Source organism: Paenibacillus rigui (assembly GCF_002234615.1).
GTDB classification, from domain to species: Bacteria; Bacillota; Bacilli; order Paenibacillales; family NBRC-103111; genus Paenibacillus_S; species Paenibacillus_S rigui.
This window is the reverse complement of sequence record NZ_NMQW01000025.1, coordinates 72942-95224: the sequence shown is the minus strand read 5'-3', so window position 1 is coordinate 95224 and position 22283 is coordinate 72942. Positions and strand designations below refer to the sequence as shown.

Here is a 22283-nt window from a genome sequence, read left to right as displayed (position 1 = left end):
TCAGATGACCAAATGAATGGCAATGCCTGAAGGGTCGTGCACGATCCAGGCTCCGTCCTTCAGCTGCGAAGGGGCCACTCCCTTGCTTTGAAGGCGCTCCAGCGTATGGTTCAGCTGCTCCGCATCGGAGAACTGTACCGTGAAGTAGTCCAGCCCTGCCGCATTCGACGGTGCCAGAGGTGCCCCTGCGCCTGCCCAGCTATTCAAACCGATATGGTGGTGATACCCGCCGGCCGAGATGAACAGCGCGCTGTCTCCGTATTTGGCGACGATGTCGAAGCCTAGCACTCCGTTGTAAAAAGCTTCGGTCTCCCGCAGGTCACTGACATGAAGATGAATGTGTCCGATCTTCGTTCCCTCCGGCAGTCCGTTCCACTCGGCATCCCCGGCCTCAGCCAGCAAGCTGTCGCCGTCGAGAGGTATCGTCGCCATCTTCACGTGGCCCGACGCTTCATACTGCCAAGCCGACCGCGGGCGGTCCGCATAAATTTCAATGCCGTTGTTGTCCGGATCGGCAATGTACAGCGCCTCGCTCACCAAATGGTCCGAGCTGCCGATATGGATGCCCGAGCGGATCAAATTGCGCAGCGAAAGCCCCAGCGCCTTGCGGTTAGGCAGCAGAATAGCAAAGTGATACAGCCCCGCGGCGGATCTTCTGGGCAGCTTCACCGCATTCGGAATTTGCTCGAGTAGCAGCAGCGGGGTTTGACTGTCTGCCGCTGCAAGAGCTGCCGTCCCTTCGGTCCGCTCCACAACCCGCAGACCCACCACTTCCTGATAAAAAGCAAGCGAGGTGTCCAAATGGCTGACTCTGAGCTTCACTTGGCCTATCTCGAGATTTGGATCTAAAAAATACGTCATGGGGGGTTACCTCCTAAAAGTTTCTGCCGTCTGCTACAGAATCATTAAGTTAGTTACTTTTCGTAACAAAGTATACTTAAACAAATAATTTATGTCAAGTAACTTATATATAAAAAATTACTTTGTTACGCAAGCGGCTTTTGATATAATACTAAGTAACGAGGTGATTACTATGGATACATCATCCTTATGCCCCAGATTTGAAAAAGGCATGCAGATTTTAAGTAAACGGTGGTCGGGGCTGATCATTCATCAGCTGTTGGCGGGGCCTCAGCGTTTCTGTACGATCGAGTCGGCGCTTCCCAGCATCAGCGGCAGGCTGTTGTCCGAAAGACTCAAGGACCTGGAGCAGGAAGGGATTGTCAAGAGGGATGTCTATCCCGAGACACCCGTTCGTATAGAATACTCTTTAACCGACAAAGGCCGTGCCATCGAGCCGATCATTCGGGGAATTGAAGCTTGGTCCCAAGCTTGGGTGAAATTAGAGGCGGAGGTACAAGCCTGATTGTTCCCTTCCCCAAAAAAAGAATCGACCCTCACAGCAGCCGCTGAATAGGGTCGATTTTTGTTGTGGCGGGCCGTCAGCTTACCACTGCGCCCGGCTCCAGATTTGCTTTAAGCATTTTTTTGATCGTATTCGCCGCTTTAACCTTCGTGGCCAGACACGGCGATATGTCGATTCGGTACCGCCCCTGCTGAACAGAGCGTTTCAATTCAGCTACGGTGGTGCACGCTTCGTCCAGATGATTCACAACGCACCCGAACTGCATCGGATGATGTGTATCGCTTCCCCCGACAACCGGCACGCCGAGCTGGGAGCCGAATTTCAGCACCTGCTCGCGCATTGTGTCGACGCCGTATTTGTACATGTCCTTGCCGTTTAGATCGAAGCAGTCGAACTGCATCAGCAGCTCGGCCGCCACATGGTGCAGCGGATTGGACTCCCGGAACGGGTGTGCGCCGGTTTTGAGCAAATCGTACGGCTCCCCGATACGAAACAGCGTCTCCAGCCCGATAAAACGGTCCTCCGTCTCATGCCCGTCCAGCTGCCTGCGAATGTCTCGAATCGCCTGCCGATTGCCCACGAATAGGATGTGGCCGCCCTCCTTCACATCAATCTCCATTCCCGTGAACACCTTGAAGCCGTCCACATCATAGCAATCGCCATGATAAGCATATTCCTGGTCCAAAGCATCGTACATATCCCCGAAACGGTACGTATTAAAATGCTCTGTCAGTGTCAGCGCGGTCAGCCCGCTCTCCTTCGCCTCCTCAATGGATTTGCGGAAATATTCGAGCGAAAACGCCACTTTTTTCGTTAATTTCATATGTGTGTGAAAATCGATAATCATGCCTGGTCTCTCCCATTGGTTTGGATTACTTTCAAGTTGGCTTTCAAGTATAATGAATCTTATAGACAAGTGCGGTAAAGGAGCCTGTACAAGCATGGAAAAAAAGTTTCAATGGAATCTTGCGGCCCTCTCCTCGAATCAAAAGAAAATTGCGGATTTTATCGAGAAAAATCATCTTAGAATGCCGCTGCTGACGGAGCAGGACATCGCTACGGAGCTCCAAATCAGCATTGCCTCCGTCTCCCGCTTCTGGAAGACGGTCGGATACAAGAACCTTAAGGATTTCAAGCTCGCTCTGTTGGAAGAACGGGATATATCCCCAGCCAATAAAATGCGCAATATGCTGAACAAGGTGGAGGCCGACGATTTGCCGGGGCATATGATGGAGCTTGGCGTTCAATATTTGACCGAAACGTCAGGCGAGCTGTCCCGCGAGCATTTTCGGCTGGCCGTCGAGGCGATGAACGCCGCCAAGCATATGTATGTATACGCCCCGGGACCTTCAGAAGGGCTCGGCAGCCTGCTCCGGTTCCGGCTCATGCGGTTCGGTTACGCCATTCAATCGCTGCCCAAAAGCGGCCGCGAGCTGTACGAATACTTGCCGCTGCTGCAGCCGGAGGATGTCGTTATCGTCTTCGGCTTCGTCAATATGCACCCCGAGACGAAGGTGCTGCTCGATCGGGCGAGAGAGATCGGCTGCAGGTCGATCCTGATTACCGATGTGCTCGTGTCGGACATGCTGGCCAACGCGGATCTCATCCTGTATGCATTTCGCGGTCAAATGTGGGAGTTTCATTCCATGGTCGCACCGACAGCCCTAGTCGAAAGCTTGATCGTAGCCGTAGGCATGAACAATAAAGAAGCGACCCTGAAAAATCTGGAGCAGTTCAACGCGCTGCGCAAGCAATACGCCCCCTACCTCCCCAAATAAGCCGGCTCCTTCGGTTTCGCCTCCGGAGCATCCGCCTCTGGAGCATGGCCATGGCCGGGGCCCGCTCCCGTTCCAGCCTCCTGCACCTGAACCGCAGCGGCTGGGATACGGCCTGCCTCCACAGCAGGCTTGCCGTATCGGGACAGCAGCCTGCCGGTTGCCGCATCATACACATTGATCTTCTCCGTCGGAACGGTGATCCACACTTGGCTGTCCGTGTCGAGCTCCACCTGCCCGAGCAGCTTCGCCATGAGCAGCAGGTTGCCGGCCGTCAGCTGGAGCAGTGTCTCCGAGCCGGCAGGAAAGACCGAGTATACCGTGCAGGCAATCGCCTTCTCCTCCGGTGCCGTCCGCACCGTAATGTCCTCAGGCTTGACCGCCAGCGTTAAGCCCCGTTCCGGCGGCGATTCGCAGGATACGTCCAACCGGCCCAAGCCGGATTGCGTCATGAGCCTGCCATCCTTCGGAGCTCCGACGGGAAACGCTTCTACGAAGTTGATGCTCGGGTTACCGATGAAATCGGCCACCTGCAATGTAGCCGGGTTGCGGTACAGCTCACTCGGCGTATCCACCTGAACCAGCTCTCCTTGGAAAAACACCGCGATCTTCGTAGACAGCGTCAGCGCTTCGACCTGATCGTGCGTAACATAGATGATCGTCGTCTTCAGCTCGCGGTGCAGCCGTTTGAGCTCGGCGCGCATCTCCATGCGCAGCTTTGCGTCGAGATTGGACAACGGCTCATCCAGCAGCAGGATGCGCGGCTCCGTGACGATGGCGCGGGCAATGGCGACCCGCTGCTGCTGACCGCCGGACAGCTCCGACGGATAGCGGTCCGTCAGATCGAGAATGCGCATCTTCTCCAACGCTTCCTCCACTTTGGCGCGGATGGCGGGCTTGGGCAGCTTCTTCATCGTGAGCCCGAAGGCCACATTGTCGAATACGCTCATGTGAGGCCACAGCGCATAGCTTTGAAATACAAGGCTGAGGCCCCGCTCCGACGAAGCCTTGTGAAAAGCGGCCCGCCCGTCGTCGGCCAGCTTCCCATCAATGACGATGGTGCCGGACTCCGGATGCTCCAAGCCTGCGATCATTCGAAGCGTCGTCGTCTTCCCGCAGCCGGAAGGCCCGAGAAAGGTCATAAAATCGCCTTCCTCGATATGAAGGCTCAAATTTCTCAAAATGGGATTTCCGTCAAAATGCTTGTTTACCTGCTTCAGTTCAATAAGGCCCATGTCAGCCACCTATCCCCTTCGTCAAATCCGCCTTACCCAGCTTCGTCGCAAGATAGTACATGATCATTATGATGACAATAATGATAAGAATGAGCGCGTCGGTGAACTGGAAATAGCCTTTCTCGGCATACCAGAACGTCAGCGTGGTCAAAGTCCCTGTTTTGGGGGTAATCAGCAAAATAATGAGATCCATTTCCTTCATCGCTCCGACAAAGACGAGCAGAAAGCTGCTGATCAAGCTTTTACGGCTCAAGGGCAGTAAAATCCGGGTGAACCGCCGCAGCCAACCGGCACCTTGGATCTGCGCCGCCTCCTCCAGCTCTCCGCCGATCTGCATCATTGCGCCGGTGCCCGCACGCGTGGTGAACGGCAGCTCCTTGACGAGTGTGATCAGAATGATCAGTCCGAGCGTCCCGTACAGCGCAGGGAGAAACCAGGTCGGCTTGGCGAACATCGAGATGTAAATCGCCGACAGTGAAATACCGGGAATCAGATAGGGAAAGAACGAGATGTGCTCGATCCAGCTCGAAAGCAGCCTTTGCTTTTGTTTGCCGCGGTAAATGAGATAGCCGAGCAGCAGACCGAATACCGCCGCAAGCGTGGAGGCGATAAGCGCAATGACAACTGAATTTTTGAGCGCGAGCCAGATCCCTTGATTTTTAAGCACGCCGACCTCGCCGGAGGCGATCTTCGGATTGGACTCTCCGTTCCAATAATGGAGCGTCAGGTTGCTGAAGCTGTAGTCGCCATCCTTCAGCATGAAGGTTTGCCAGACGAGCAGCAGGAGCGGGAAGATCGCAATCGCCGCCATGAACAGCATCGTGAAGCCTGCGGCCGGGAGCCTCCATTTCCCGAGAGAGGTAAGCGATCTTCTGCCGTCCTTGCCCCCTATGGTGACGAAGCTTTTGCGCCGTCCGATCATTTTTTGGTTAAAATAGATCGTTACGACCGATATCCCGATCAGGATGAGGCTCAGCACGTAAGATTCGGTAATCATCCGGTTGCGCATGCTGCTGTAGAGCATCGTCGAGATCGTATAATAATTGACCGGCAGCCCCAGCAGCGCGGGCGGACCGAAGGAGCCCATCGCCTTCGTGAAGGTAAGAATAAGAGCCGACAGGATAGCGGGCAGCACAAGCGGCAATGTGACACGCCGGAGAATCGTGAGCCGATTCGCGCCGAGAATGCCCGCCGATTCCTCGAGCTGGCTGTTCATGGAGCTGAGGGCTACGCCCACCAGCAAATAAAAATAGACACTGTCATGCACGGTAAGCGAGGCTACGACCGGGATGAAGCCGTAGGACAGCCAATCCGGCGGATTGATATGAAATACAGCCTGCAGCAGGCCGTCGCTGCCGCCGATCTTTTGGTTCTTGAAAACCGTGAGCCATGCCAGGGAAAAAATCCATGACGGCAGCATGTAAGGGATCACGGCGAGAAAGGCGATCGTTTTTTTGAGCGGCATGTCGCTTCTCGTGACAAGCCAGGCGAGGCCGGTGCCGAGCAGCAGGGATAGGCACGATACGGCTACCCCTACCGACAGCGAGTTCAGCATCGGCTTGTAGAACATCGATGCGCTCATTTCGCTGGACAGCACGCGAGCCCAATGGAACCAGGTGAAGTGGCCGGGATTGGCATCCGGTGAGAGCCGCACATCCTGCGGCTTCCACAGCAGGGTCGTCTTCACAATTTCAAGCATCGGCACGACGATGGTGTAAGCGAGAAAGAGAAAGGCCAGCAGACCGATCCAATAGACCGGATTGGCAAGCCCGCTCTTGATGGTGTTCTTTATTCGGGTCCACCGAAGACGGTTCCCGCTGCCACCGGACACGGCGGGCTTCAGATCAGACGCAGACGGCGTCTTTTTCGCTGCAAGCATAGATTCGTTCAGCCTCATTTCAGCTTGATCCAGAAGTCACGGACTTTGCCCGAGTTTTTATAAAAAGCCTGTGCGTCATACGTCCACATATTCAGCTTTTCGAACGGAAACGCATTGACCGTCTTCACATCCGTGCGCGGAACCCAGGCCCCCAGCTGGTTAAACGGCACCAGGCCCTCGGCTTTCCCGTCCGCTTCCCCCATCATCCAGCGCATCAGCAGCTTGCCGGCATTGACATGAGGAGCTTTATTCACCATATACAAGTACCCGGCGTCCGGCACGGAAGCCTTGGGCTGCACATCGAACATCGGGGCTACCTTCAGCCCCTCTTCCTCCACCGTGCTCATGTCCCCGGATACGGCAATGCCAACCGCAGGGCTTTTGGAGCCTGCCTTGCCGATCGCCTCCAGCACATCGCCGCTGCCCTTCAATACAATCAGCCCGTTGCCTACAAGTCGCTTAATAAATTCATAGCCGGCATTTTCCGTTCCGTTCAGCTCAATGTCTTTGCCGAACTTATCCTTGTACGCTTTCTTCATATCCTCGCTGTTAACGGTCATTGCCGTAAACAGGTCCATAAAAGCCGGGGAGCTGAGCGGATCGGCGGTGTATACCTTTCCTTTCCATTCCGGCGTCGTCAAGTCCCACCAGTTCGTCACCGGCGGTTGGGTGTACGCCTCGGTGTTATAGTAAAGGCTCCGCATCTCCACATAATTCGCATAGCCCGGAGATTGGGTGCGGAACGGCTCCTCCACATGCTTCGCGATATCCTCCGGCAAATATTTATAAATACGGCCCGGCTTTACCATCTCTTCTTCCACCGCGCCGCTGACTTCCTTCGTAATGATCAAATCCGCGTTGTACAGCCCTGCGTCCTGCTCCCGGATCAGCTTGTCCATCATGTCGTTCGACTTCACCTTGAATACTTCCACCGTAACCCCGGGATATTTGGCTTCGAAGGACTTCTTCGCATCATTGGCGCGGCCCGATGTCGAATAAACGACGACCTTTCCCTCTTTCTTCGCCAATTCATACAAGTCTTCCGGCTTCTCTGCCGGTGCGGGAGCAGCGGATTTCACGCTAGCCGATACACCGTTCGTCCCTGCCGCATCTATACCGGTCGTTGAAGCCGCTCCGCAAGCGGATAAAGCGACTGACATGAGTACAAGGCCGGATAACAGCGGAGCCCCGCTGCGACTGCTCTGGAACCATTTCATCATGAACATAACCTCCATTTACTCGGATAATTGTCATTATAGGGAGCAACTATTATCGGAATGTAAACGGAATGTGTCACCATTGTTAAATTTATTACATTTATATATTTATGTAAATTTTATTACATTATGAAGGATAGATTACAGGTGTCCCTTGACACAAAGCAGCGGTAACTTTATTCTATAACTATTCAATAAATTAATTGAATAGTTGAGGTGGTTACTTGTGAACTTGGAACGAGAATGGAAGGATCAGCTTTACCAGGAGTTTGCTCGTATCGGTAAATGCCTGTCGAGTCCTAAACGCTTAGAGCTGATTGACATCCTTGCTCAAGGTCCTAAATCGGTGGAGCAGCTCGCTAAGATGACCGGAATGAGTGTTGCCAATGTATCACAGCATTTGCAAACCTTGCATGAATCCCGATTGGTTCGCTTCACGAAGAAGGGGAACTATGTCATTTACGAAATTGCTGAACTAAGTGTCGCTGATTTTATGGTGTCCTTGCATCGTCTTAGCGAAAAGCAATTAGTGGAAATTCAACGGCTTAAGAATGAAATTGTTCAACAGCACGCAAGTATGGAACCCATACCTCTGGAAGAGCTTAGGGTACGAATGGAAAAAGGAGAAGTATTATTGCTGGATGTGCGGCCAAAGGATGAATATGTCATGGGCCATATCCCGGGCGCTATTTCCATACCCATTGAAGAACTGGAGGAACATCTGGCGTCTTTACCGGTGGATAAGGAAATTGTGGCGTACTGCCGAGGTCCTTACTGCTTCATGTCTGCACAAGCGGTTGAAATTTTGAAAACCAACGGGATAAAGGCCTCTCGTTTGGAAGAAGGCGTATACGAATGGAAACGTTATGTGGAATATTCCAATGTCTCACTCCCAGGAGATGCTTAATATAAAACTAGTGTTATAAACAAACAGAAAGGTGGTTCTACGCGATGAAGCATGAACCCCAACCTATTGACAATCCTATACGAGCTTACATCGATTCTCCGGATATGCAGCGGCAATTGTATAAGCGCTCCCTGCTCATTGTCGTCATTTCACAAATTTTTGGCGGTGCAGGACTTGCCGCAGGGGTCACCGTCGGAGCACTCCTTGCCCAGGATATGCTGGGGACGGACAGCTTTGCGGGTATTCCTGCCGCTTTACTCACTCTTGGGTCTGCTATGGCGGCGCTGCTCGTTGGTCGTCTTTCGCAGCGTTCCGGGCGCCGGTTGGGGCTTGCAGCGGGCTTCCTGGCAGGAGGCCTCGGTGCCGTAGGGGTTGTATTGGCAGCGGTAAACCAAAGTATAGGTCTGCTGTTCGTATCTCTGGTTATCTACGGTGCAGGCACTGCGACGAACCTGCAAGCACGTTATGCGGGGACTGATTTAGCAAAGCCTACACAGAGGGCAACGGCAGTCAGCATTGCAATGGTTTCAACGACTTTCGGTGCCGTTGCAGGCCCTAATTTGGTAGACGTTATGGGCCGCTTCGCCATGTCTCTCGGTGTCCCGGCCCTGGCAGGACCTTTCCTATTATCTGCAGCAGCCTTCATCCTGGCAGGCTTGGTATTTTTAATTTTTCTCCGCCCTGATCCATTAATGGTTGCAAAGGCTATAACCCAGGCGCAATCCCATCAGAGCACTCTCAAAGATAGGCCGGCGAATCCACAAAAAATGAACAACCGAGGCTTAATTGTTGGCACAACAGTCATGATCCTAACTCAAATTGTGATGATTGCAATTATGACGATGACCCCGATTCATATGAAGCACCATGGACATGGTTTGGGTGATGTCGGCTTAGTTATAGGTATCCATATAGGCTTTATGTACTTTCCATCTCTCATGACAGGTATACTCATTGACAAGATCGGCCGCACAGCCATGTCGATTGCTTCAGGTGCTGTTCTGCTTATTGCTGCTACTGTTGCAGCATTAGCGCCTGCGGATTCCATATTGGTTCTAATCATTGCTCTTGCATTGCTGGGTCTTGGCTGGAACTTTGGCTTAATCAGCGGAACCGCTCTTATCGTGGATGCAACGGAACCGGCGACCCGGGCCAAAACTCAAGGAACGATTGATGTGTTAATTGCTTTGGCCGGGGCATCGGGCGGAGCGCTTTCGGGTGTGGTAGTAGCTCATTCGAGCTACGCAACGCTTTCATTTGCCGGCGGCGGCCTCGCGCTTTTACTCATTCCAGTCGTGATATGGTCCCGCAAAAAGCAAAAGACATCGGCATCAGACACGATTTCTATGAGCTAGCATTGAGAAATCCGCGATTTGAGATTTCACCTGTCCAGACGGACAAGAGAAAAGGGAGCCCTTCAAGGACTCCCTTTTTCTCATCTATCAAAACTGTTCACGGAACCAAGCCGCCGCCGCATTCGCTTCGTTCTGCGACAGCTGGTGGCCGAAGTTCTCCCAATGGACTGTCACTGGGGCTCCTGCATCGCTGAGCAGCTTTTGCAGCTCCTCCGTCTCCTGCGGAGAGCAGATCGGGTCGTTCCTCCCTGCCCCGATGAAGACAGGGATGCCGCTCAGATCGGGCAGCCCGATCCCCCTCCGCGGCACCATCGGATGGTGCAGGATGGCGCCACGGAACGCATCCGGGCAGTGAAACAGAAGGCTCCCGGCGATATTCGCCCCGTTGGAGTAGCCGACCGCTACGAAGTTGCGGCGATCCAGACCATGCGCCACAGCTGCATCATCGAGAAAATCGCTCAGCTCCTTCGTACGGAAGATGAGGTCCTCCTCATCAAAAATACCCTCGGCCAGCCGGCGGAAAAACCGCGGCATGCCGTTCTCCAGCACATTGCCTCTTACCCCGAGAACCGAGGAGGCCGGCGAAATGAGCCGGCCCAAAGGCAGCAGATCGCGCTCGTTGCCTCCGGTCCCGTGGAGAAGGACAAGGACCGGTGCGCCAGGATCGGTACCACTTTCAAATACATGCTTCATCTTATTGATCCTCCTTCAGTACCCTCACCTCGAACGGCTCCAGGTTTTGTACGATTTCGTCGCGTTTCGGTTCAAACCAAGATGGCAGCATCAGTTGTTCACCCAGGTGCTCCGGCTCCTCGTCTCTGGCAAAGCCTGGAGGATCCGTCGCAATCTCAAATAAGATGCCGCCCTCTTCCCGGAAATAAATCGCATTGAAGTATTGACGGTCCACGATAGGCGTCGGGTGAAACCCGTTCTGCTCCACATGGCTTCTCCACAAGGCATGATCGGCGTCATCTATGGCGCGCCATGCGATATGGTGCACGGTACCGGCGCCGCCGATGCCATAGCCCATAGGCGTTACATTCAAGTCGATCACATTGCCAAGGTCACCGGTTGCTCTGTAGCGGGCGTAGGCTCCTTCCTGTCCCACTTTGGTAAGTCCCATCACGTGCTCCAGCAAGTGGCCGGTTTGATTGGGCGCCGTGCTGTACAGAATCGCCCCGCCGAAGCCTTTGATTGCTTTGTCGGCAGGCACGCCGCCGAAGGTCCATTGGCTTTGCGGTCCTTCCTCGCGGGCTACGATTTCCAGCTGCAGACCGTCTTTATCTTCAAATTGCAAATAGGTTTCCCCAAAACGAACGGTCTCGGTGAACGGAATTTGAAATTTCGCCAGCCGCTCTGCCCAGAAATCCAATGTTCCTCCCGGTACGACATACGTCGTGTAGCCAACCTGTCCTCCGCCGATGCGGCCTTTCCGGGAATGGGCCCACGGGAAGAAGGTAATAATGGTTCCCGGGCTGCCCAGCTCATTGCCCAAGTACAAGTGGTACACTTCAGGGGCATCGAAGTTAATCGTTTGTTTGATCAATCTCAATCCAAGCACCCCTGCGTAAAAATCAACGGTTTGCTGCGGATTTCTTACGAAAGCTGTAATATGGTGAATACCTGCGGTTTGTTTTGTCATTTGTTCCATCTCCCTTATCATTTCAATTTTTTATAGTTCAAAACGGTTGTAGCTAACGAATTCACCTGTCGGTTTACGGTAGCCGCGCGGCCGTTGACTTGACGTGTCTTCTTTTCCAATTGTCATCATCAGTGCGGGAACATAGGAATCAGGAATGTTCAATGCCTCGCGGACTGCCGCCGGATCGAAGCCGATCATCGGGCACGTGTCCCACCCTTTTTCCTTCTTCCTTCGCAAACTTGACCAGCTGGAACATCTCTTCCAGTTCCTTATCCAGTATTTCCACCCCGGGAATAAATTTATTAGCCGATCTGCGTTCCTTCAATAAGGGAATGAATTCGCTCATGAGATACAGCCTCCTGATAAATAAAAGTTAGAATTAGCAATTTAAAGAATCTTAAAATTAAGATATATGACAGTTAGGAAAGCAGCCGCCATGATCGGGTCAGCTACTTAAAGGTTTGCTGTGCATGCTTTCCCAGCTTCTTAAGCAATTCACTTGCAAGCTGCTTCTCTTCCGAGGTTAGCGCCTCAACCGCCTTCTCGATGACATCCATATGCTGCGGAAACACCTGCTCGATAAACTGCTCGCCTTGCTTGGTAATCTCTGCATAGATGAGACGCCGGTCTTCCGTCGAGGCTTTGCGCTGTACAAACTGCTTCTTCTCCAATTTGTCCACGACATAGGTGATGTTGCCGCTGCTCATAAGCACCTTGCCGCCGATCTGTTGAATAGGCTGTGCGCCCTTGTGGTATAACAATTCAAGAACCCCGAATTCGGTCCGGTTCAAGCCATGCGTCCTGATGTCTCTGTCGGCATGTGCGTTCACCCACTGGCTGGCCCGGGAAAGAGCGATGAATAGATCGAGTGATTCTGTCTTGGGAGTCGGCATCTTGTATTCTCCTGTCCCTGTTGTTTATCTTGAATTTGTTTATCTTGATTTAAAGATACTCTATTTGCATTCATTTGTCAACACCCTGCTTGAAACATTTTTCTAAAATCCGGTAATCCATGCCTGGAACGACGGAACATGGTCTCCAACCAGGACAATCAGGCCTAACATTCAGTCCAAATTCAGTCGACATTCAGCAAATCCTCAGGTTCCCCCACTCGAAAAGGAGTATATTAAATGCATAAGATCAACTGACTGAATCCGAGGAGTGGGAGCTTGAATATTTCGTCCTTATCATCCGGTACATCTACCTCTTATCCTTCCAGCAGCAGCGATACCGCCGCTTTGGAAAAGCAAAAGGCTCAGCTGCAAGCCCAGCTGGATAAGATCAAGGATAGTAAGCAAGATGAGGAAACCAAAAGTAAACAAACGCAGCTTATTCAGCAGCAAATTCAACAAATTGAGCTTCAAATCGCCCAAGCGAAAGGGAGCTCCGGCAGCAGCAGCAATAGCGGAGCCTCCAGTCAAAGCCAGCAGCAAAGCTCGGCGCAAGCCCAGAGTCAAAGCCTGATCGGTAAAAATACCGCAAGCGGCGACACCACAATAGATATCCGCATCTAATTGATACACAGAGAGAACGGAACACCCGTTCAAGATATGAAAAAAGGTTAGGATAACCAAACACCCCCTCCACGCTCAGGCGTGCCAGGGGGTGTTTGGTCTTTAGATGGTTCTCATTTATAGCCTTTAGCGGCTTGGTTGATCATTTCCGCTACGGAGGTCAGCCCTCCGCCGGACAAGTACCAGTAATTTTGATCCAGGTAGATGATATGGTTGTCCGTGAAGGCTTTTGTTTTCTTCACCAGCTCATTCTCCACAAGCGGCTTCGCAGCGGTGGAGGCCGTGTTAGCTACAGCGGCTCCACGGTCGACGACGAACAAGTAGTCCGGATTTTTTTGTGCAATGTATTCGAACGAAATGCTTTGGCCGTGCGTGGATACCTCCAGGTTTGGATCTACGGCCGGAATGCCGAGCACATCATGAACAAGACCGAAGCGGGAGCCTGGACCGAAGGCGCTGATGGTGCCGTCGTTCGCCAGAATAACAAGCGCATTTTTATGATTCGCTTTCACTTGTGCCTGCACATCCTTGATCGTCTGATCGATCTTCGCAAGCTCCGCCTCGACCGCCGATTCCTTGCCGAATATTTGACCGATCATGTTCATGTTCTTTTTAAACGACTCCATGTAATTTTTGGTATCTACACCCACATACAGCGTGGGAGCCAGCTTGCTCAGCTCCGGATAAGCCGTTTGCTGTCTGCCCGAAATGAGGATCAGGTCCGGCTTGATCGAGCTGATTTTCTCGTAATCCGGCTCCTGCAGTGTGCCGATGTTCTGGTATTTGGCGTCCTTGTACTTGGACAAATACGCCGGCAGGTTCTTTTGCGCTACGCCTGTTACTTCAATGCCCAGCTTATCCAGCGTATCCAATGCGCCGAAATCGAACGCAATGACTTTCTTCGGGTTTTTCTTTACTTTCGTCTCGCCTAATTGATGCTTGAATGTCAGTTCTTCATTCGTCGCTGCCGCCGGTGCGGCGCCTCCCTGCGCACCGCCGCTTGCAGCCGGAGCCGCATCCTTGGACGGGCTGGTGCCGCAAGCCGCGGCAAATAGAGCCAAGCATAGCATCATCAACAGCATGGGTAAACTTTTTCTCATAGGAACCACCTCTTGAATTTAATAGAATGAATGATTAACGTTGTAAAGCTTGGGAAGTCAGGCGAATACATACCTGCTCCGCTGCTTGTTCACCGGACTTACAGATACCGGCTTCACTTCTTAGCTGAAATAGACGCATATCCGGCGGCCGCCCACGTTCTCGATCGGAATGTCCATATCGTACACTTCCTTCAGCACCGCCGAATCGATGATCTCTTCCGTAGCGCCCTCCTTCACGACCTTCCCGTTCTTCAGAGCGACGATGTAATCCGAATAGCAGGAGGCAAAGTTAATGTCGTGAATGACGATAACGACCGTCTTCCCCAGCTCGTCCACGAGCCGCCGGAGCACCCTCATAATCTGTACCGAATGGCGCATATCCAGATTGTTCAGCGGCTCATCCAGCAGCACATACTCCGTATTCTGAGCGATGACCATCGCGATATAAGCTCTTTGGTTCTGGCCTCCGCTCAGCTGATCCAAATAGTTGTGCTGCAGCTCCCCAAGCTCCATATAGGCAATCGCCTCATCGACATGCTTCCAATCCTCGGGAGTCAGCTTGCCCTGGGAGTACGGGAACCGCCCGAATGAGACGAGCTCCCTGACCGTCAGCCTGACGCTGATATGATTCGACTGCTTCAGAATCGATATTTGCTTAGCCAGCTCGGTGCTTTTGCATTGGCTGAGCTCTCGACCCTCGATAAGAATCTCACCCGCATCCCGGTTCGTGAGGCGGCTGATCATCGAGAGCAGGGTGCTTTTGCCTGCACCGTTGGGACCGATAAACGAAGTAATCTTGCCCTTGCCGATGCGGACAGACACGTTGTCAACGACGTTTTTGCCGCCGTAGCTTTTGGATAGATGCCTGACTTCAATCATGATTTGTTCTCCCTCAGCAGCAGATATAAGAAATACACTCCGCCGATCAGATTAATAATGACACTCAACGTGGTCGTAAAGGTAAATACTTTCTCCACGATGAGCTGCCCTCCGACCAGCGCAATAACACTTAGCAGAATGGATCCAGGGACCAGGACCGCGTGCCGGTACGTCCTCATAAACTGGTAGGTCACGTTGGCCACAAGCAGACCGAGGAACGTGATCGGACCAACCAGCGCGGTAGCTACGGAAATGAGTGCGGCGATGACGATGAGCAGCCTTTTGACCACAGCATTGTAATCTACGCCCAGACTCACCGCCTGATCCTTGCCGAGCGACAGCACATCCATGTACTTGGCCAACCTGAAGTAATACATCGCGATCAACAGAACCACGACAAAGCAAATCGTCGTCAGCTGGCCCTGCACCTTGTTGTAGCTGGCGAACATTTTGCCCTGCAGCACGAGGAACTCGTTGGGATCGATCAGCACCTGCATGAAGGTGGTCAGGCTGCCGAGCAGGGTCCCCATAATGATGCCGACCAGCAGAAGATGGTAGATGTGCCCGCCCTCGCGCTGGAACATCATCTTATACAGCAGCCCTGCAAACAGCATCATGATCACGAGCGTCAGCGCAAAATTCAGGTTGTTGTCGACGAGCAGCTTCGTCCCGGAGCCGAAAACATACACAACCGCCGTTTGTGCGAGCATATACATCGAATCCAGACCGATGATGTTCGGAGTGAGAATTTTGTTATTCGTAATCGTCTGGAATAATACGGTAGAGAAGGCGATGCATGCGCCGGTCAGCACGATGGAAGCAATTTTCCAGGCCCTCCGGGGAAAAACGTAATCCCAGCTGCCGTTCACACCGACGGTCAGGAAAAGGGCGATGACCACCAACGCACCTACGGAAAGAACGCCAAGCTTGGCCTTATAAGTCATATGCCTTTCTCCTCAACAATAAGTAAAGAAATATCGCGCTCCCGAGCACCCCGACGGTCAGGCCGATCGGAATTTCGAACGGGTAAATGATCACCCGCCCCAAAATATCGCAAAACAGGACGAAGACGGCTCCGAGCAAAGCGGTGTGCGGGAGGTTTTTTTTCAGATGATCGCCGTTATACAGGGTGACGATGTTCGGAATGATGAGTCCGAGAAACGGAATCGTTCCCACCGTCAGCATGACGACCGAGGAGGCCAGAGCGACAATGATCAGGCCCAGGTTGACGACCTGCTTGTAATTCAACCCCAGATTGACGGAAAACTCCTCTCCCATACCGGCAATCGTAAACCGGTTGGCGTACAAATAAGCGATAAGGACGACCGGAATACTAATGTACAGCAGCTCGTAGCGGCCTTTCATCGTCAAAGCGAAATTCCCTTGAAGCCAGGAAGATAAATTTTGAACCAAATCGTATTTGTAAGCGATGAAGGTCGAGAAGGACGTGACAATGCCCCCGAACATGAGGCCCACGAGCGGGATAAAAATCGTATCCTTGTATTTGACCTTATCCAATATTTTCATAAAAACGAACGTCCCCAGCAGTGCAAACGCAAAAGCGACGAGCATCTTCTGCATCGGCGTCGCGCCGGTGAACAGCATCAGCGAGACCAGAATCCCCAATCTGGCGGAGTCGTCCGTCCCTCCCGTCGTCGGAGAAACGAACTTGTTGCGCGTCAGCTGCTGCATAATCAAGCCGACGACCCCCATACTGATACCAGCCATCCAGATGCTGAACAGCCTCGGAAACCGGGAAATGAACAGCACATGAAGCTGGTCCTGGCTCAGCCGGAACAGATCCCACGGGCGTATATCCTTCACCCCGATAAATATGGACGCAATGGATAAAATCATCAGTGCGGCAAACAGCGTTCTCAGCTTCATCGGTCAGCAGGCATCCCCATCACGCTTGATCGATGACGGTGAGCAGCTGCTCGGCCGGGATTCTTGGCTGGGCCGGGGGGATTTTGGCGGGATAGCCCACATGGAGGCTGCCGATGATTTTCTCACCGGGTCCGGCTCCGAACACGTCGCGGAATTCCGGGTTGTGCAGCAGCGGATACGTCTCCCAGACGAGCCCAAGCCCCTGCTCCCACGCCAGCAGGCTGAAATTATGAATAAGGCAGCTGGTGGACGCGTAATCCTCCTCCCAGACGACGGGATGGGTATTCTCCTTCATGATGACGGCAATGAACATAGGGACCGACAGGAACCGGTCATAAAATTTTTGGCCGAGCTCCTTCGCGTTCGCGGGATCTCTTTTCTCGGCAGCGGCACGGGCAATGTCTGCAAGCCTTCTGCGGCCTTCCCCGTGCACGATTACGAATCGCCAAGGCTGCGTCATTTTATGATTCGGAACCCATACCGCCGTGTTCAGCAGATCGGCAACCTGTTCCAGCGAAACGGGACGAGCCTCGAATTGATGCACCGAGCGTCGTTCCTTGATAATCCGGGCTAACTCCATGGATGCAAAACCTCCTGTTTGAAGCATGTATATGACCTTACGGCAAGCTCCTATTTCGAGATGAAAGTGATAATCATTATCATCTATACTCATTTTACACATTCTGACGGCAGCGAGAATAGACATTTCTTCAGCCGGCATGGATTTTTCTTCATACGTCCATCAGCCGATAAAATGATCGACGAACTGATCCATCAGCCCTTCATAAAAAGAGGCGTTGTACAGCAGAGGCTCCTCATGCCTGATAAAAATGCAGTGCTTCTGCCGCCTGCTGCGTTTGAGCTGAAGCCACTCCTCCTCCATGCGGATACAATGCTCGTCCGGTAGCGAGGCCGGCGCAAGAATGAGAATATTGCCGCAGTCCAATGAGGCGATGTCCGCCAGGGAATCGACATCCCAGAACGTGATCTGCTCGGCCGCGGCGGGCGGCTTGACCCGCAGCTCATCGTAAAACAAGTCCTTCACCTTCATGCGCTGCAGCCCATATACCCGGTAAAACGGCTTCAAGGCGCTGACGACCAGAAACGGCTCCTCTCCCAAATGCCGCTGCAAATGGCCTCTCGCATGCTCCACTTTGACTTGAAAATAAGCCAGCCAGCGCTCTGCCACGGTCGGAATTCCAAGCCTGCTGCCGATCTGCTGCAGACGCTTTTTCCAGGAATAGCCCTTCCACTGAATCATCACGACAGGGGCAATCTGCGACAATATACGGTACACGTCCTCAGCAACCGGTGCCGTGAAGATGAGATCAGGCTTGCACTGCTCGATCTGCTTGTAATACTTGTCCTTGTTCGAATCGGTATACCATTCCCTCTGGAGCTCCAGCACCGGGGAGAGGCCCAGCACCTTGAAATCGCCACCAAATACGGGACACAGGTTGGCCACCCTCGTCTTGGCGCAAGCCGCATATTCCGTAGGGGACAAGCCCATGTGCTTCTTGAACAGACGGCTGAAATACAGCTCATCCGGATAGCCTACGGCATGGGCAACTTCCGTAACGGAGGATGGACCGTTAGCCAAAAGACGGAGCGCCTTATTCATTCGGGCAACCGTCATATATTGGAGCGGGCTGTGCCCGGTATGCTTTTTGAAGACTTGATAAAAACGCGTGTAGCTGGCCCCGGATAAACGGGCCATCTCCTCCACATCCATCGGTGCGCCGCAATGCTCTACCATTTGCTGTTTGACTTGATGAACGTAATCGATCAGATGATCGTCTGTTACGCTGGGCTTCCCTGCCGCTGACATACATTCGGCCGCTATCGCGTAAAGGTAGGACTGGACTTGGAAATATTGGGAAGGCTCCTGCTGCTGCAAGCCTTCGTTCCATAGATCCTGAATCCAGCTGTATATTCTGGGCATCCGAAAGCGGTGCAGCTTCAAATCCTTCTGAGGAAGGAAGGCTCCGAATAGAGAAGCCGTGCCCGCGCCAGCCGGCCTCATGGAGGTTAAAAAACGGATAAGAATGACCTGAGCGGGCTGTTTCTCCTTGTTGCGGATCGTGCATAAGCTGGACGAGGGGAGAAAAAACACGTCCCCGAACGAGATTTTGGCAGTCCGCTGCTGCTGTCCGGCGGTTAAAGTCACCTGGACGGCCCCTTTCAGCACAAAGCCAAAAGCCTCATATTCTTCGGTCATCGTCTCGTGACTGCGATGCTGAGGCACCTTATATTCACACGTATCTATGTATTGCAATGTGAGCTCGCGGAGGGGTTGAACCGGATGCATAAGCCCCGCTCCTTTCCAGATGTTGAACAAGATTCATCAAAATTATAAATGATAATGATTTTCATTTGCAAGTAGATCCCTTGTTCTAACTTCTGGAATCAGCTTCAACATTCAGGGAACCATCAGTTTCCGTTAAGCACGCATTCAGTTCCGAAGGGCATAATGGAGTTAAACTATGCTGGCGTGAATGAAAGGAGTGAACGGGGATGTCCCTGTTAAAAAAACAGTCGCTCTGGATTGCAATGAGCCTGATTCTGATCGTATCCGCAGGCTTGTGCGTATACTCTATAAGCAGCTATCAAGGAAGCGGCGCGGCTTCCTCCGGGATCGGCAGGCCGCAGCAGAGCTTCGGCGGCCAAGGCGGCGGTCCCGCGCCCGGTCAGCGGGCCGGACAAGGCCCGCAGGGGCAGCAGCGGCCGCAGGGAGCACCTGCGGGCGATAGCGCCAGCGCGCAGGGCGCTGCGGCTCGCGGCGGCGGCGGCAGCGCCAAAGGCGGCCCGGCTCCTCCCGCAGGGGGAGCCGGGTTCGGCGGGCGCGCCGGAGGCGTGAGCGCGGACGCCGCGTATTCGACGCCGCTGGCCGTCTATACGGTGCTGTTCTTCCTGCTCGCGGCGGCCGGCTGCGCCTGGATCGCCCGAGTGAAGCCGGCGCTCCGCCTCAGTACTCGCCAGAAGCAGGCGCTCGTATGGACGGCGCTCGGCACCGGCCTGCTCCTGAGAATCGCGGCGGCGCCGTGGATCGCCGGGCATCCTTTTGACATCAGCCTGTTCAAAAGCTGGGCCGCTGCGGCAGCAGATCATTTGACCGGCTTCTACGTGAACGGCTCCAGCGACTACCCGCCCTTCTACGTCTATATTCTATATGCTGTCGGAAAGCTGTCGGCTGCGTCCGCCCTGAGCCCCTATTTCACACTGCTCATCAAGCTGCCTTCGATCGTGGCGGATGTGGCGACCGCTTACCTGCTGTACAGGGTTGCCCGCAAGTCCGTTTCTTTCGAGCTAAGCCTGTTGATTGCGGCGTTCTATACGTTCAATCCGGCCGTTTTCATCAATTCGACCTTCTGGGGACAGGTCGATTCCTTTTTCACCTTGATGGTAGTGGGAGCTGCCATTCTACTTAGCCGGGGCCGGCTCGCATGGGCAACCGTCGTGTTCACCGCTGCCGTACTGATGAAGCCGCAGGGCATTCTGTACCTGCCGCTGCTCGGGTTCGAGCTGATCCGGCGCAAGCAGTGGAAGCCTTGGCTTGTCGCGGCCGCTTCCGCCATAGGGAACGATCCTCGTCGTGGCGCTGCCCTTCTCGATCGGCCAAAGCCCGCTGTGGCTGTATAAGCTGTATGCAGGTACCGTGAACGAATATCCTTACGCATCCGTCAATGCTTACAATTTCTTCGCACTGCTCGGAGCCAATTACAAGCAGGATACTTCGGTGCTGTTCCTGTTCAGCTACCATACGTGGGGAATGGCGTTCATCGTCCTGATCACGCTGTTCTCGTGGCGGGTATATCACAAGGGCGGAGCCAGGCTGGCTCCTCTGGCAGCGCTGCTGCAAATTGCCGGAGTCTTCACCTTCTCGTCAAGCATGCACGAGCGTTACTTGTTTCCCGCAGCCGCTCTTGCCTTGCTCGCTTACAGCGGCTTGAAGGACCGGCGGCTGTTATGGCTTGCCGCAGGCTTCAGCTTAACGGTCTTTATGAATACGTATGCTGTCTTTTACAATGCAACGAAGGGGGCGGCCGCCTACAACTTCACCCTCTTTTTTACCTCATGGATCAATGTGCTGCTCTGTCTCTACCTGTTGAAGGTGGCATGGGATCTGGCAGCTGAGAAACAGGCACTGACTCTCACCGGAAATGAGTCCGATAAGCCTAAGGAGCCTAAAGTAATCGAAGCGGCGGAAGCGGTCAAAACAGCGCCATTAAGCTAACCGCCCCCTCATGACATCGAGCCGAACTGCAAGAAACACGAAAAGAGGCCCTCCAACCGCCGGATGACGGAAGGAAAGCCTCTTTTTTTCTATATTTTACGGAAAGAGAGCCGACTGCCGGTCAGCTGTCTCATCCCCGCTTCATATCCTTATAGCTTAAAAACCTTTTGCTCTGCTCGCACCATACCCGGAACTTGAGCGAACGAAGACTCGATTTGAGCGTAATCGTCTGTACATCCCTTAAGACCGGATTCGTGTTGTGCACCGTCTCCAGGTAATAGTTCGGTACCCTTGGACTCAGGTGATGGATATGGTGAAAACCGATGTTGCCGGTAATCCAGTGAAGCAGCTTCGGCAGCTTGTAATATGAACTTCCCTGCAGCGCAGCCTTTACGTAATCCCACTCGTCCTCATTCTCATAATACGTTTCCTCGAACGTGTGCTGAACATAAAAGAGCCAAATCCCGAGCATCCCCGAAATGAAAAAGATGGGGCCCTGCACCAGCAGAAATTCCTGCCAGCCGATCAGCCAGCTCAGCGTTCCCGCTCCGCCTGCAATGCTCAAATTCGTGATATACGTATTGAGCCGCTCCTTCCACCCGGCGCGCTTGCGGTTAAAGCGGTAGTCGATCAGGAAAATATAGATCGGACCGATCAGAAACATGACGAAAGGATTGCGGTACAGCCTGTAAATCAGACGGCGAACCTTGGAAGAGGATGCGTATTCCTTGACCGTCAGCGTCCATATATCCCCGACTCCCCGTTTGTTCAGGTTGCCGCTGGAGGCATGATGTACGCTGTGGCTATGTTTCCACTGATGATAGGGGCAGCAGGTTAATATTCCTGTAATGGTGCCAATGATTTCATTGGCCGTGCGGCTTTTGAAGAACGATTTATGGCAGCAGTCATGAAAAATGATAAATATGCGGACCAGAAACCCGCCTGCTAACATAGTTAAAGGAAGGGTGATCCAATACGAAACCGATAAACTTTCATAAGCGAGATACCAAAGCAGTGCAAAAGGAACCAGCGTATTCATCATTTGCCATATACTGTGCCTCATCCTTGGTCTTTCGTAGGGTGCGATGTCTGTGCGCCATCCGCCAGCCGCTTCTAATGTCATTCTTTAAATCTTCCTCTCCGAGTCTTTGCCTTGGTCTCCTAATATTTAATGACCTCAACTAAGTGTAAAGGATGCGCTCCCAAAATGATATGCCCATCTTTTAACTCTGGAAACATTTCACCCCCGGCCCCTTTATTTCCGTCACAATTAAGTCAATTTCTTGCCTTTTT

23 protein-coding genes and 1 pseudogene are annotated in these 22283 nt (G+C 53.1%); 7 read left to right on the top strand and 17 right to left on the bottom strand.

What is annotated here, in order from left to right; genetic code table 11:
• A complete protein-coding gene (locus CF651_RS18255) occupies window positions 1-861 on the bottom strand; it encodes a VOC family protein (protein ID WP_094016297.1) in 861 nt (286 codons plus the stop codon).
• 172 nt (window positions 862-1033) lie between these two features.
• Here CF651_RS18255 and CF651_RS18250 point away from each other — a divergent pair, with 172 nt between their 5' ends.
• Window positions 1034-1366 carry a winged helix-turn-helix transcriptional regulator gene (locus tag CF651_RS18250; protein ID WP_094016296.1) on the top strand — a complete coding sequence of 111 codons (333 nt, stop codon included), beginning with the start codon at window positions 1034-1036 and terminating at the stop codon, window positions 1364-1366.
• A gap of 76 nt (window positions 1367-1442) precedes the next feature.
• Here CF651_RS18250 and CF651_RS18245 read toward each other — a convergent pair whose 3' ends face one another.
• Entirely contained in the window at window positions 1443-2213 is a 771-nt protein-coding gene (locus CF651_RS18245) for a PHP domain-containing protein (RefSeq protein ID WP_094016295.1), read from the bottom strand.
• Between the two features lie 94 nt (window positions 2214-2307).
• Here CF651_RS18245 and CF651_RS18240 point away from each other — a divergent pair, with 94 nt between their 5' ends.
• The gene (locus tag CF651_RS18240) at window positions 2308-3144 is read left to right on the top strand and encodes a MurR/RpiR family transcriptional regulator (protein ID WP_094016294.1); all 837 of its coding nucleotides are present in this window, start codon (window positions 2308-2310) and stop codon (window positions 3142-3144) included.
• Here CF651_RS18240 and CF651_RS18235 read toward each other — a convergent pair.
• From CF651_RS18235 to CF651_RS18225, 3 genes are read right to left on the bottom strand one after another with little or no spacing between them, the layout of a single operon-like run.
• The gene (locus CF651_RS18235; RefSeq protein WP_094016293.1) at window positions 3129-4376 is read right to left on the bottom strand and encodes an ABC transporter ATP-binding protein; all 1248 of its coding nucleotides are present in this window, start codon (window positions 4374-4376) and stop codon (window positions 3129-3131) included. The genes CF651_RS18240 and CF651_RS18235 overlap by 16 nt on opposite strands.
• A gap of 1 nt (window position 4377) precedes the next feature.
• Window positions 4378-6255, bottom strand: a complete 1878-nt coding sequence (locus CF651_RS18230) for an ABC transporter permease (RefSeq protein ID WP_094016422.1) — start codon at window positions 6253-6255, stop codon at window positions 4378-4380.
• 14 nt (window positions 6256-6269) lie between these two features.
• Window positions 6270-7475 carry an ABC transporter substrate-binding protein gene (locus tag CF651_RS18225; RefSeq protein ID WP_245856022.1) on the bottom strand — a complete coding sequence of 402 codons (1206 nt, stop codon included), beginning with the start codon at window positions 7473-7475 and terminating at the stop codon, window positions 6270-6272.
• Window positions 7476-7704: 229 nt separating this feature from the next.
• On the opposite strand from CF651_RS18225, the gene CF651_RS18220 reads away from it, so the two are divergent.
• Together CF651_RS18220 and CF651_RS18215 are read left to right on the top strand one after the other, a co-directional pair.
• The gene (locus tag CF651_RS18220) at window positions 7705-8379 is read left to right on the top strand and encodes an ArsR/SmtB family transcription factor (protein WP_425436285.1); all 675 of its coding nucleotides are present in this window, start codon (window positions 7705-7707) and stop codon (window positions 8377-8379) included.
• A 44-nt stretch (window positions 8380-8423) separates the two neighbouring features.
• A complete protein-coding gene (locus tag CF651_RS18215; protein ID WP_094016291.1) occupies window positions 8424-9734 on the top strand; it encodes an MFS transporter in 1311 nt (436 codons plus the stop codon).
• An 87-nt stretch (window positions 9735-9821) separates the two neighbouring features.
• Here CF651_RS18215 and CF651_RS18210 read toward each other — a convergent pair whose 3' ends face one another.
• The 5 genes and pseudogenes from CF651_RS18210 to CF651_RS18195 all read right to left on the bottom strand — a co-directional run bounded on the left by CF651_RS18210 (window position 9822) and on the right by CF651_RS18195 (window position 12269).
• Window positions 9822-10427, bottom strand: coding sequence for an alpha/beta hydrolase (locus tag CF651_RS18210; protein WP_094016290.1), 606 nt, complete (start codon window positions 10425-10427; stop codon window positions 9822-9824).
• A 1-nt stretch (window position 10428) separates the two neighbouring features.
• Window positions 10429-11376, bottom strand: coding sequence for a ring-cleaving dioxygenase (locus tag CF651_RS18205; protein WP_094016289.1), 948 nt, complete (start codon window positions 11374-11376; stop codon window positions 10429-10431).
• 30 nt (window positions 11377-11406) lie between these two features.
• Window positions 11407-11601 (bottom strand): annotated as a pseudogene (locus CF651_RS33405) (nitroreductase family protein); the annotation flags it as partial.
• Window positions 11525-11722 (bottom strand): nitroreductase family protein, encoded by a 198-nt coding sequence (locus CF651_RS33400; RefSeq protein WP_425436287.1) that lies wholly within the window; start codon window positions 11720-11722, stop codon window positions 11525-11527. The gene CF651_RS33400 and the pseudogene CF651_RS33405, both read right to left, overlap by 77 nt.
• Window positions 11723-11825: 103 nt before the next feature.
• Window positions 11826-12269, bottom strand: coding sequence for a MarR family winged helix-turn-helix transcriptional regulator (locus CF651_RS18195; RefSeq protein ID WP_094016288.1), 444 nt, complete (start codon window positions 12267-12269; stop codon window positions 11826-11828).
• A gap of 276 nt (window positions 12270-12545) precedes the next feature.
• On the opposite strand from CF651_RS18195, the gene CF651_RS18190 reads away from it, so the two are divergent.
• On the top strand, window positions 12546-12890 hold the full coding sequence (locus CF651_RS18190; protein ID WP_094016287.1) for a FlxA-like family protein: 345 nt from the start codon (window positions 12546-12548) through the stop codon (window positions 12888-12890).
• Window positions 12891-13003: 113 nt separating this feature from the next.
• On the opposite strand, the gene CF651_RS18185 is transcribed toward CF651_RS18190, so the two are convergent.
• The 6 genes from CF651_RS18185 to CF651_RS18160 form a co-directional block, all read right to left on the bottom strand.
• A complete protein-coding gene (locus CF651_RS18185; RefSeq protein ID WP_094016286.1) occupies window positions 13004-13990 on the bottom strand; it encodes a siderophore ABC transporter substrate-binding protein in 987 nt (328 codons plus the stop codon).
• A gap of 120 nt (window positions 13991-14110) precedes the next feature.
• On the bottom strand, window positions 14111-14869 hold the full coding sequence (locus CF651_RS18180; protein WP_094016285.1) for an iron ABC transporter ATP-binding protein: 759 nt from the start codon (window positions 14867-14869) through the stop codon (window positions 14111-14113).
• A complete protein-coding gene (locus CF651_RS18175; RefSeq protein ID WP_094016284.1) occupies window positions 14866-15813 on the bottom strand; it encodes an iron chelate uptake ABC transporter family permease subunit in 948 nt (315 codons plus the stop codon). Before CF651_RS18175 ends, CF651_RS18180 begins: the two co-directional genes overlap by 4 nt.
• Window positions 15803-16756 carry an ABC transporter permease gene (locus tag CF651_RS18170; protein WP_094016283.1) on the bottom strand — a complete coding sequence of 318 codons (954 nt, stop codon included), beginning with the start codon at window positions 16754-16756 and terminating at the stop codon, window positions 15803-15805. The genes CF651_RS18175 and CF651_RS18170 overlap by 11 nt, the downstream gene beginning before the upstream one ends.
• A 19-nt stretch (window positions 16757-16775) precedes the next feature.
• A complete protein-coding gene (locus tag CF651_RS18165) occupies window positions 16776-17336 on the bottom strand; it encodes a nitroreductase family protein (protein WP_094016282.1) in 561 nt (186 codons plus the stop codon).
• Between the two features lie 162 nt (window positions 17337-17498).
• The gene (locus CF651_RS18160) at window positions 17499-19064 is read right to left on the bottom strand and encodes a helix-turn-helix domain-containing protein (protein WP_094016281.1); all 1566 of its coding nucleotides are present in this window, start codon (window positions 19062-19064) and stop codon (window positions 17499-17501) included.
• 206 nt (window positions 19065-19270) lie between these two features.
• On the opposite strand from CF651_RS18160, the gene CF651_RS18155 reads away from it, so the two are divergent.
• Both CF651_RS18155 and CF651_RS18150 read left to right on the top strand, forming a co-directional pair.
• Entirely contained in the window at window positions 19271-20395 is a 1125-nt protein-coding gene (locus CF651_RS18155; RefSeq protein ID WP_094016280.1) for a glycosyltransferase 87 family protein, read from the top strand.
• Window positions 20349-20990, top strand: a complete 642-nt coding sequence (locus tag CF651_RS18150; RefSeq protein WP_094016279.1) for a hypothetical protein — start codon at window positions 20349-20351, stop codon at window positions 20988-20990. Before CF651_RS18155 ends, CF651_RS18150 begins: the two co-directional genes overlap by 47 nt.
• Window positions 20991-21120: 130 nt before the next feature.
• Here CF651_RS18150 and desA read toward each other — a convergent pair whose 3' ends face one another.
• The gene (gene desA, locus CF651_RS18145) at window positions 21121-22113 is read right to left on the bottom strand and encodes a Delta(5) desaturase DesA (RefSeq protein ID WP_094016278.1); all 993 of its coding nucleotides are present in this window, start codon (window positions 22111-22113) and stop codon (window positions 21121-21123) included.
• Window positions 22114-22283: the final 170 nt, after the last annotated feature.

Excerpts from the sequence above, each read along its gene's own strand:
- CF651_RS18255 (WP_094016297.1), bottom strand. The coding sequence starts at position 861 with ATGACGTATTTTTTAGATCCAAATCTCGAGATAGGCCAAGTGAAGCTC.
- CF651_RS18250 (WP_094016296.1), top strand. The coding sequence starts at position 1,034 with ATGGATACATCATCCTTATGCCCCAGATTTGAAAAAGGCATGCAGATT.
- CF651_RS18245 (WP_094016295.1), bottom strand. The coding sequence starts at position 2,213 with ATGATTATCGATTTTCACACACATATGAAATTAACGAAAAAAGTGGCG.
- CF651_RS18240 (WP_094016294.1), top strand. The coding sequence starts at position 2,308 with ATGGAAAAAAAGTTTCAATGGAATCTTGCGGCCCTCTCCTCGAATCAA.
- CF651_RS18235 (WP_094016293.1), bottom strand. The coding sequence starts at position 4,376 with ATGGGCCTTATTGAACTGAAGCAGGTAAACAAGCATTTTGACGGAAAT.
- CF651_RS18230 (WP_094016422.1), bottom strand. The coding sequence starts at position 6,255 with ATGCTTGCAGCGAAAAAGACGCCGTCTGCGTCTGATCTGAAGCCCGCC.
- CF651_RS18225 (WP_245856022.1), bottom strand. The coding sequence starts at position 7,475 with ATGATGAAATGGTTCCAGAGCAGTCGCAGCGGGGCTCCGCTGTTATCC.
- CF651_RS18215 (WP_094016291.1), top strand. The coding sequence starts at position 8,424 with ATGAAGCATGAACCCCAACCTATTGACAATCCTATACGAGCTTACATC.
- CF651_RS18210 (WP_094016290.1), bottom strand. The coding sequence starts at position 10,427 with ATGAAGCATGTATTTGAAAGTGGTACCGATCCTGGCGCACCGGTCCTT.
- CF651_RS18205 (WP_094016289.1), bottom strand. The coding sequence starts at position 11,376 with ATGACAAAACAAACCGCAGGTATTCACCATATTACAGCTTTCGTAAGA.
- CF651_RS33400 (WP_425436287.1), bottom strand. The coding sequence starts at position 11,722 with ATGAGCGAATTCATTCCCTTATTGAAGGAACGCAGATCGGCTAATAAA.
- CF651_RS18195 (WP_094016288.1), bottom strand. The coding sequence starts at position 12,269 with ATGCCGACTCCCAAGACAGAATCACTCGATCTATTCATCGCTCTTTCC.
- CF651_RS18185 (WP_094016286.1), bottom strand. The coding sequence starts at position 13,990 with ATGAGAAAAAGTTTACCCATGCTGTTGATGATGCTATGCTTGGCTCTA.
- CF651_RS18180 (WP_094016285.1), bottom strand. The coding sequence starts at position 14,869 with ATGATTGAAGTCAGGCATCTATCCAAAAGCTACGGCGGCAAAAACGTC.
- CF651_RS18175 (WP_094016284.1), bottom strand. The coding sequence starts at position 15,813 with ATGACTTATAAGGCCAAGCTTGGCGTTCTTTCCGTAGGTGCGTTGGTG.
- CF651_RS18170 (WP_094016283.1), bottom strand. The coding sequence starts at position 16,756 with ATGAAGCTGAGAACGCTGTTTGCCGCACTGATGATTTTATCCATTGCG.
- CF651_RS18165 (WP_094016282.1), bottom strand. The coding sequence starts at position 17,336 with ATGGAGTTAGCCCGGATTATCAAGGAACGACGCTCGGTGCATCAATTC.
- CF651_RS18160 (WP_094016281.1), bottom strand. The coding sequence starts at position 19,064 with ATGCATCCGGTTCAACCCCTCCGCGAGCTCACATTGCAATACATAGAT.
- CF651_RS18155 (WP_094016280.1), top strand. The coding sequence starts at position 19,271 with ATGTCCCTGTTAAAAAAACAGTCGCTCTGGATTGCAATGAGCCTGATT.
- desA (WP_094016278.1), bottom strand. The coding sequence starts at position 22,113 with ATGACATTAGAAGCGGCTGGCGGATGGCGCACAGACATCGCACCCTAC.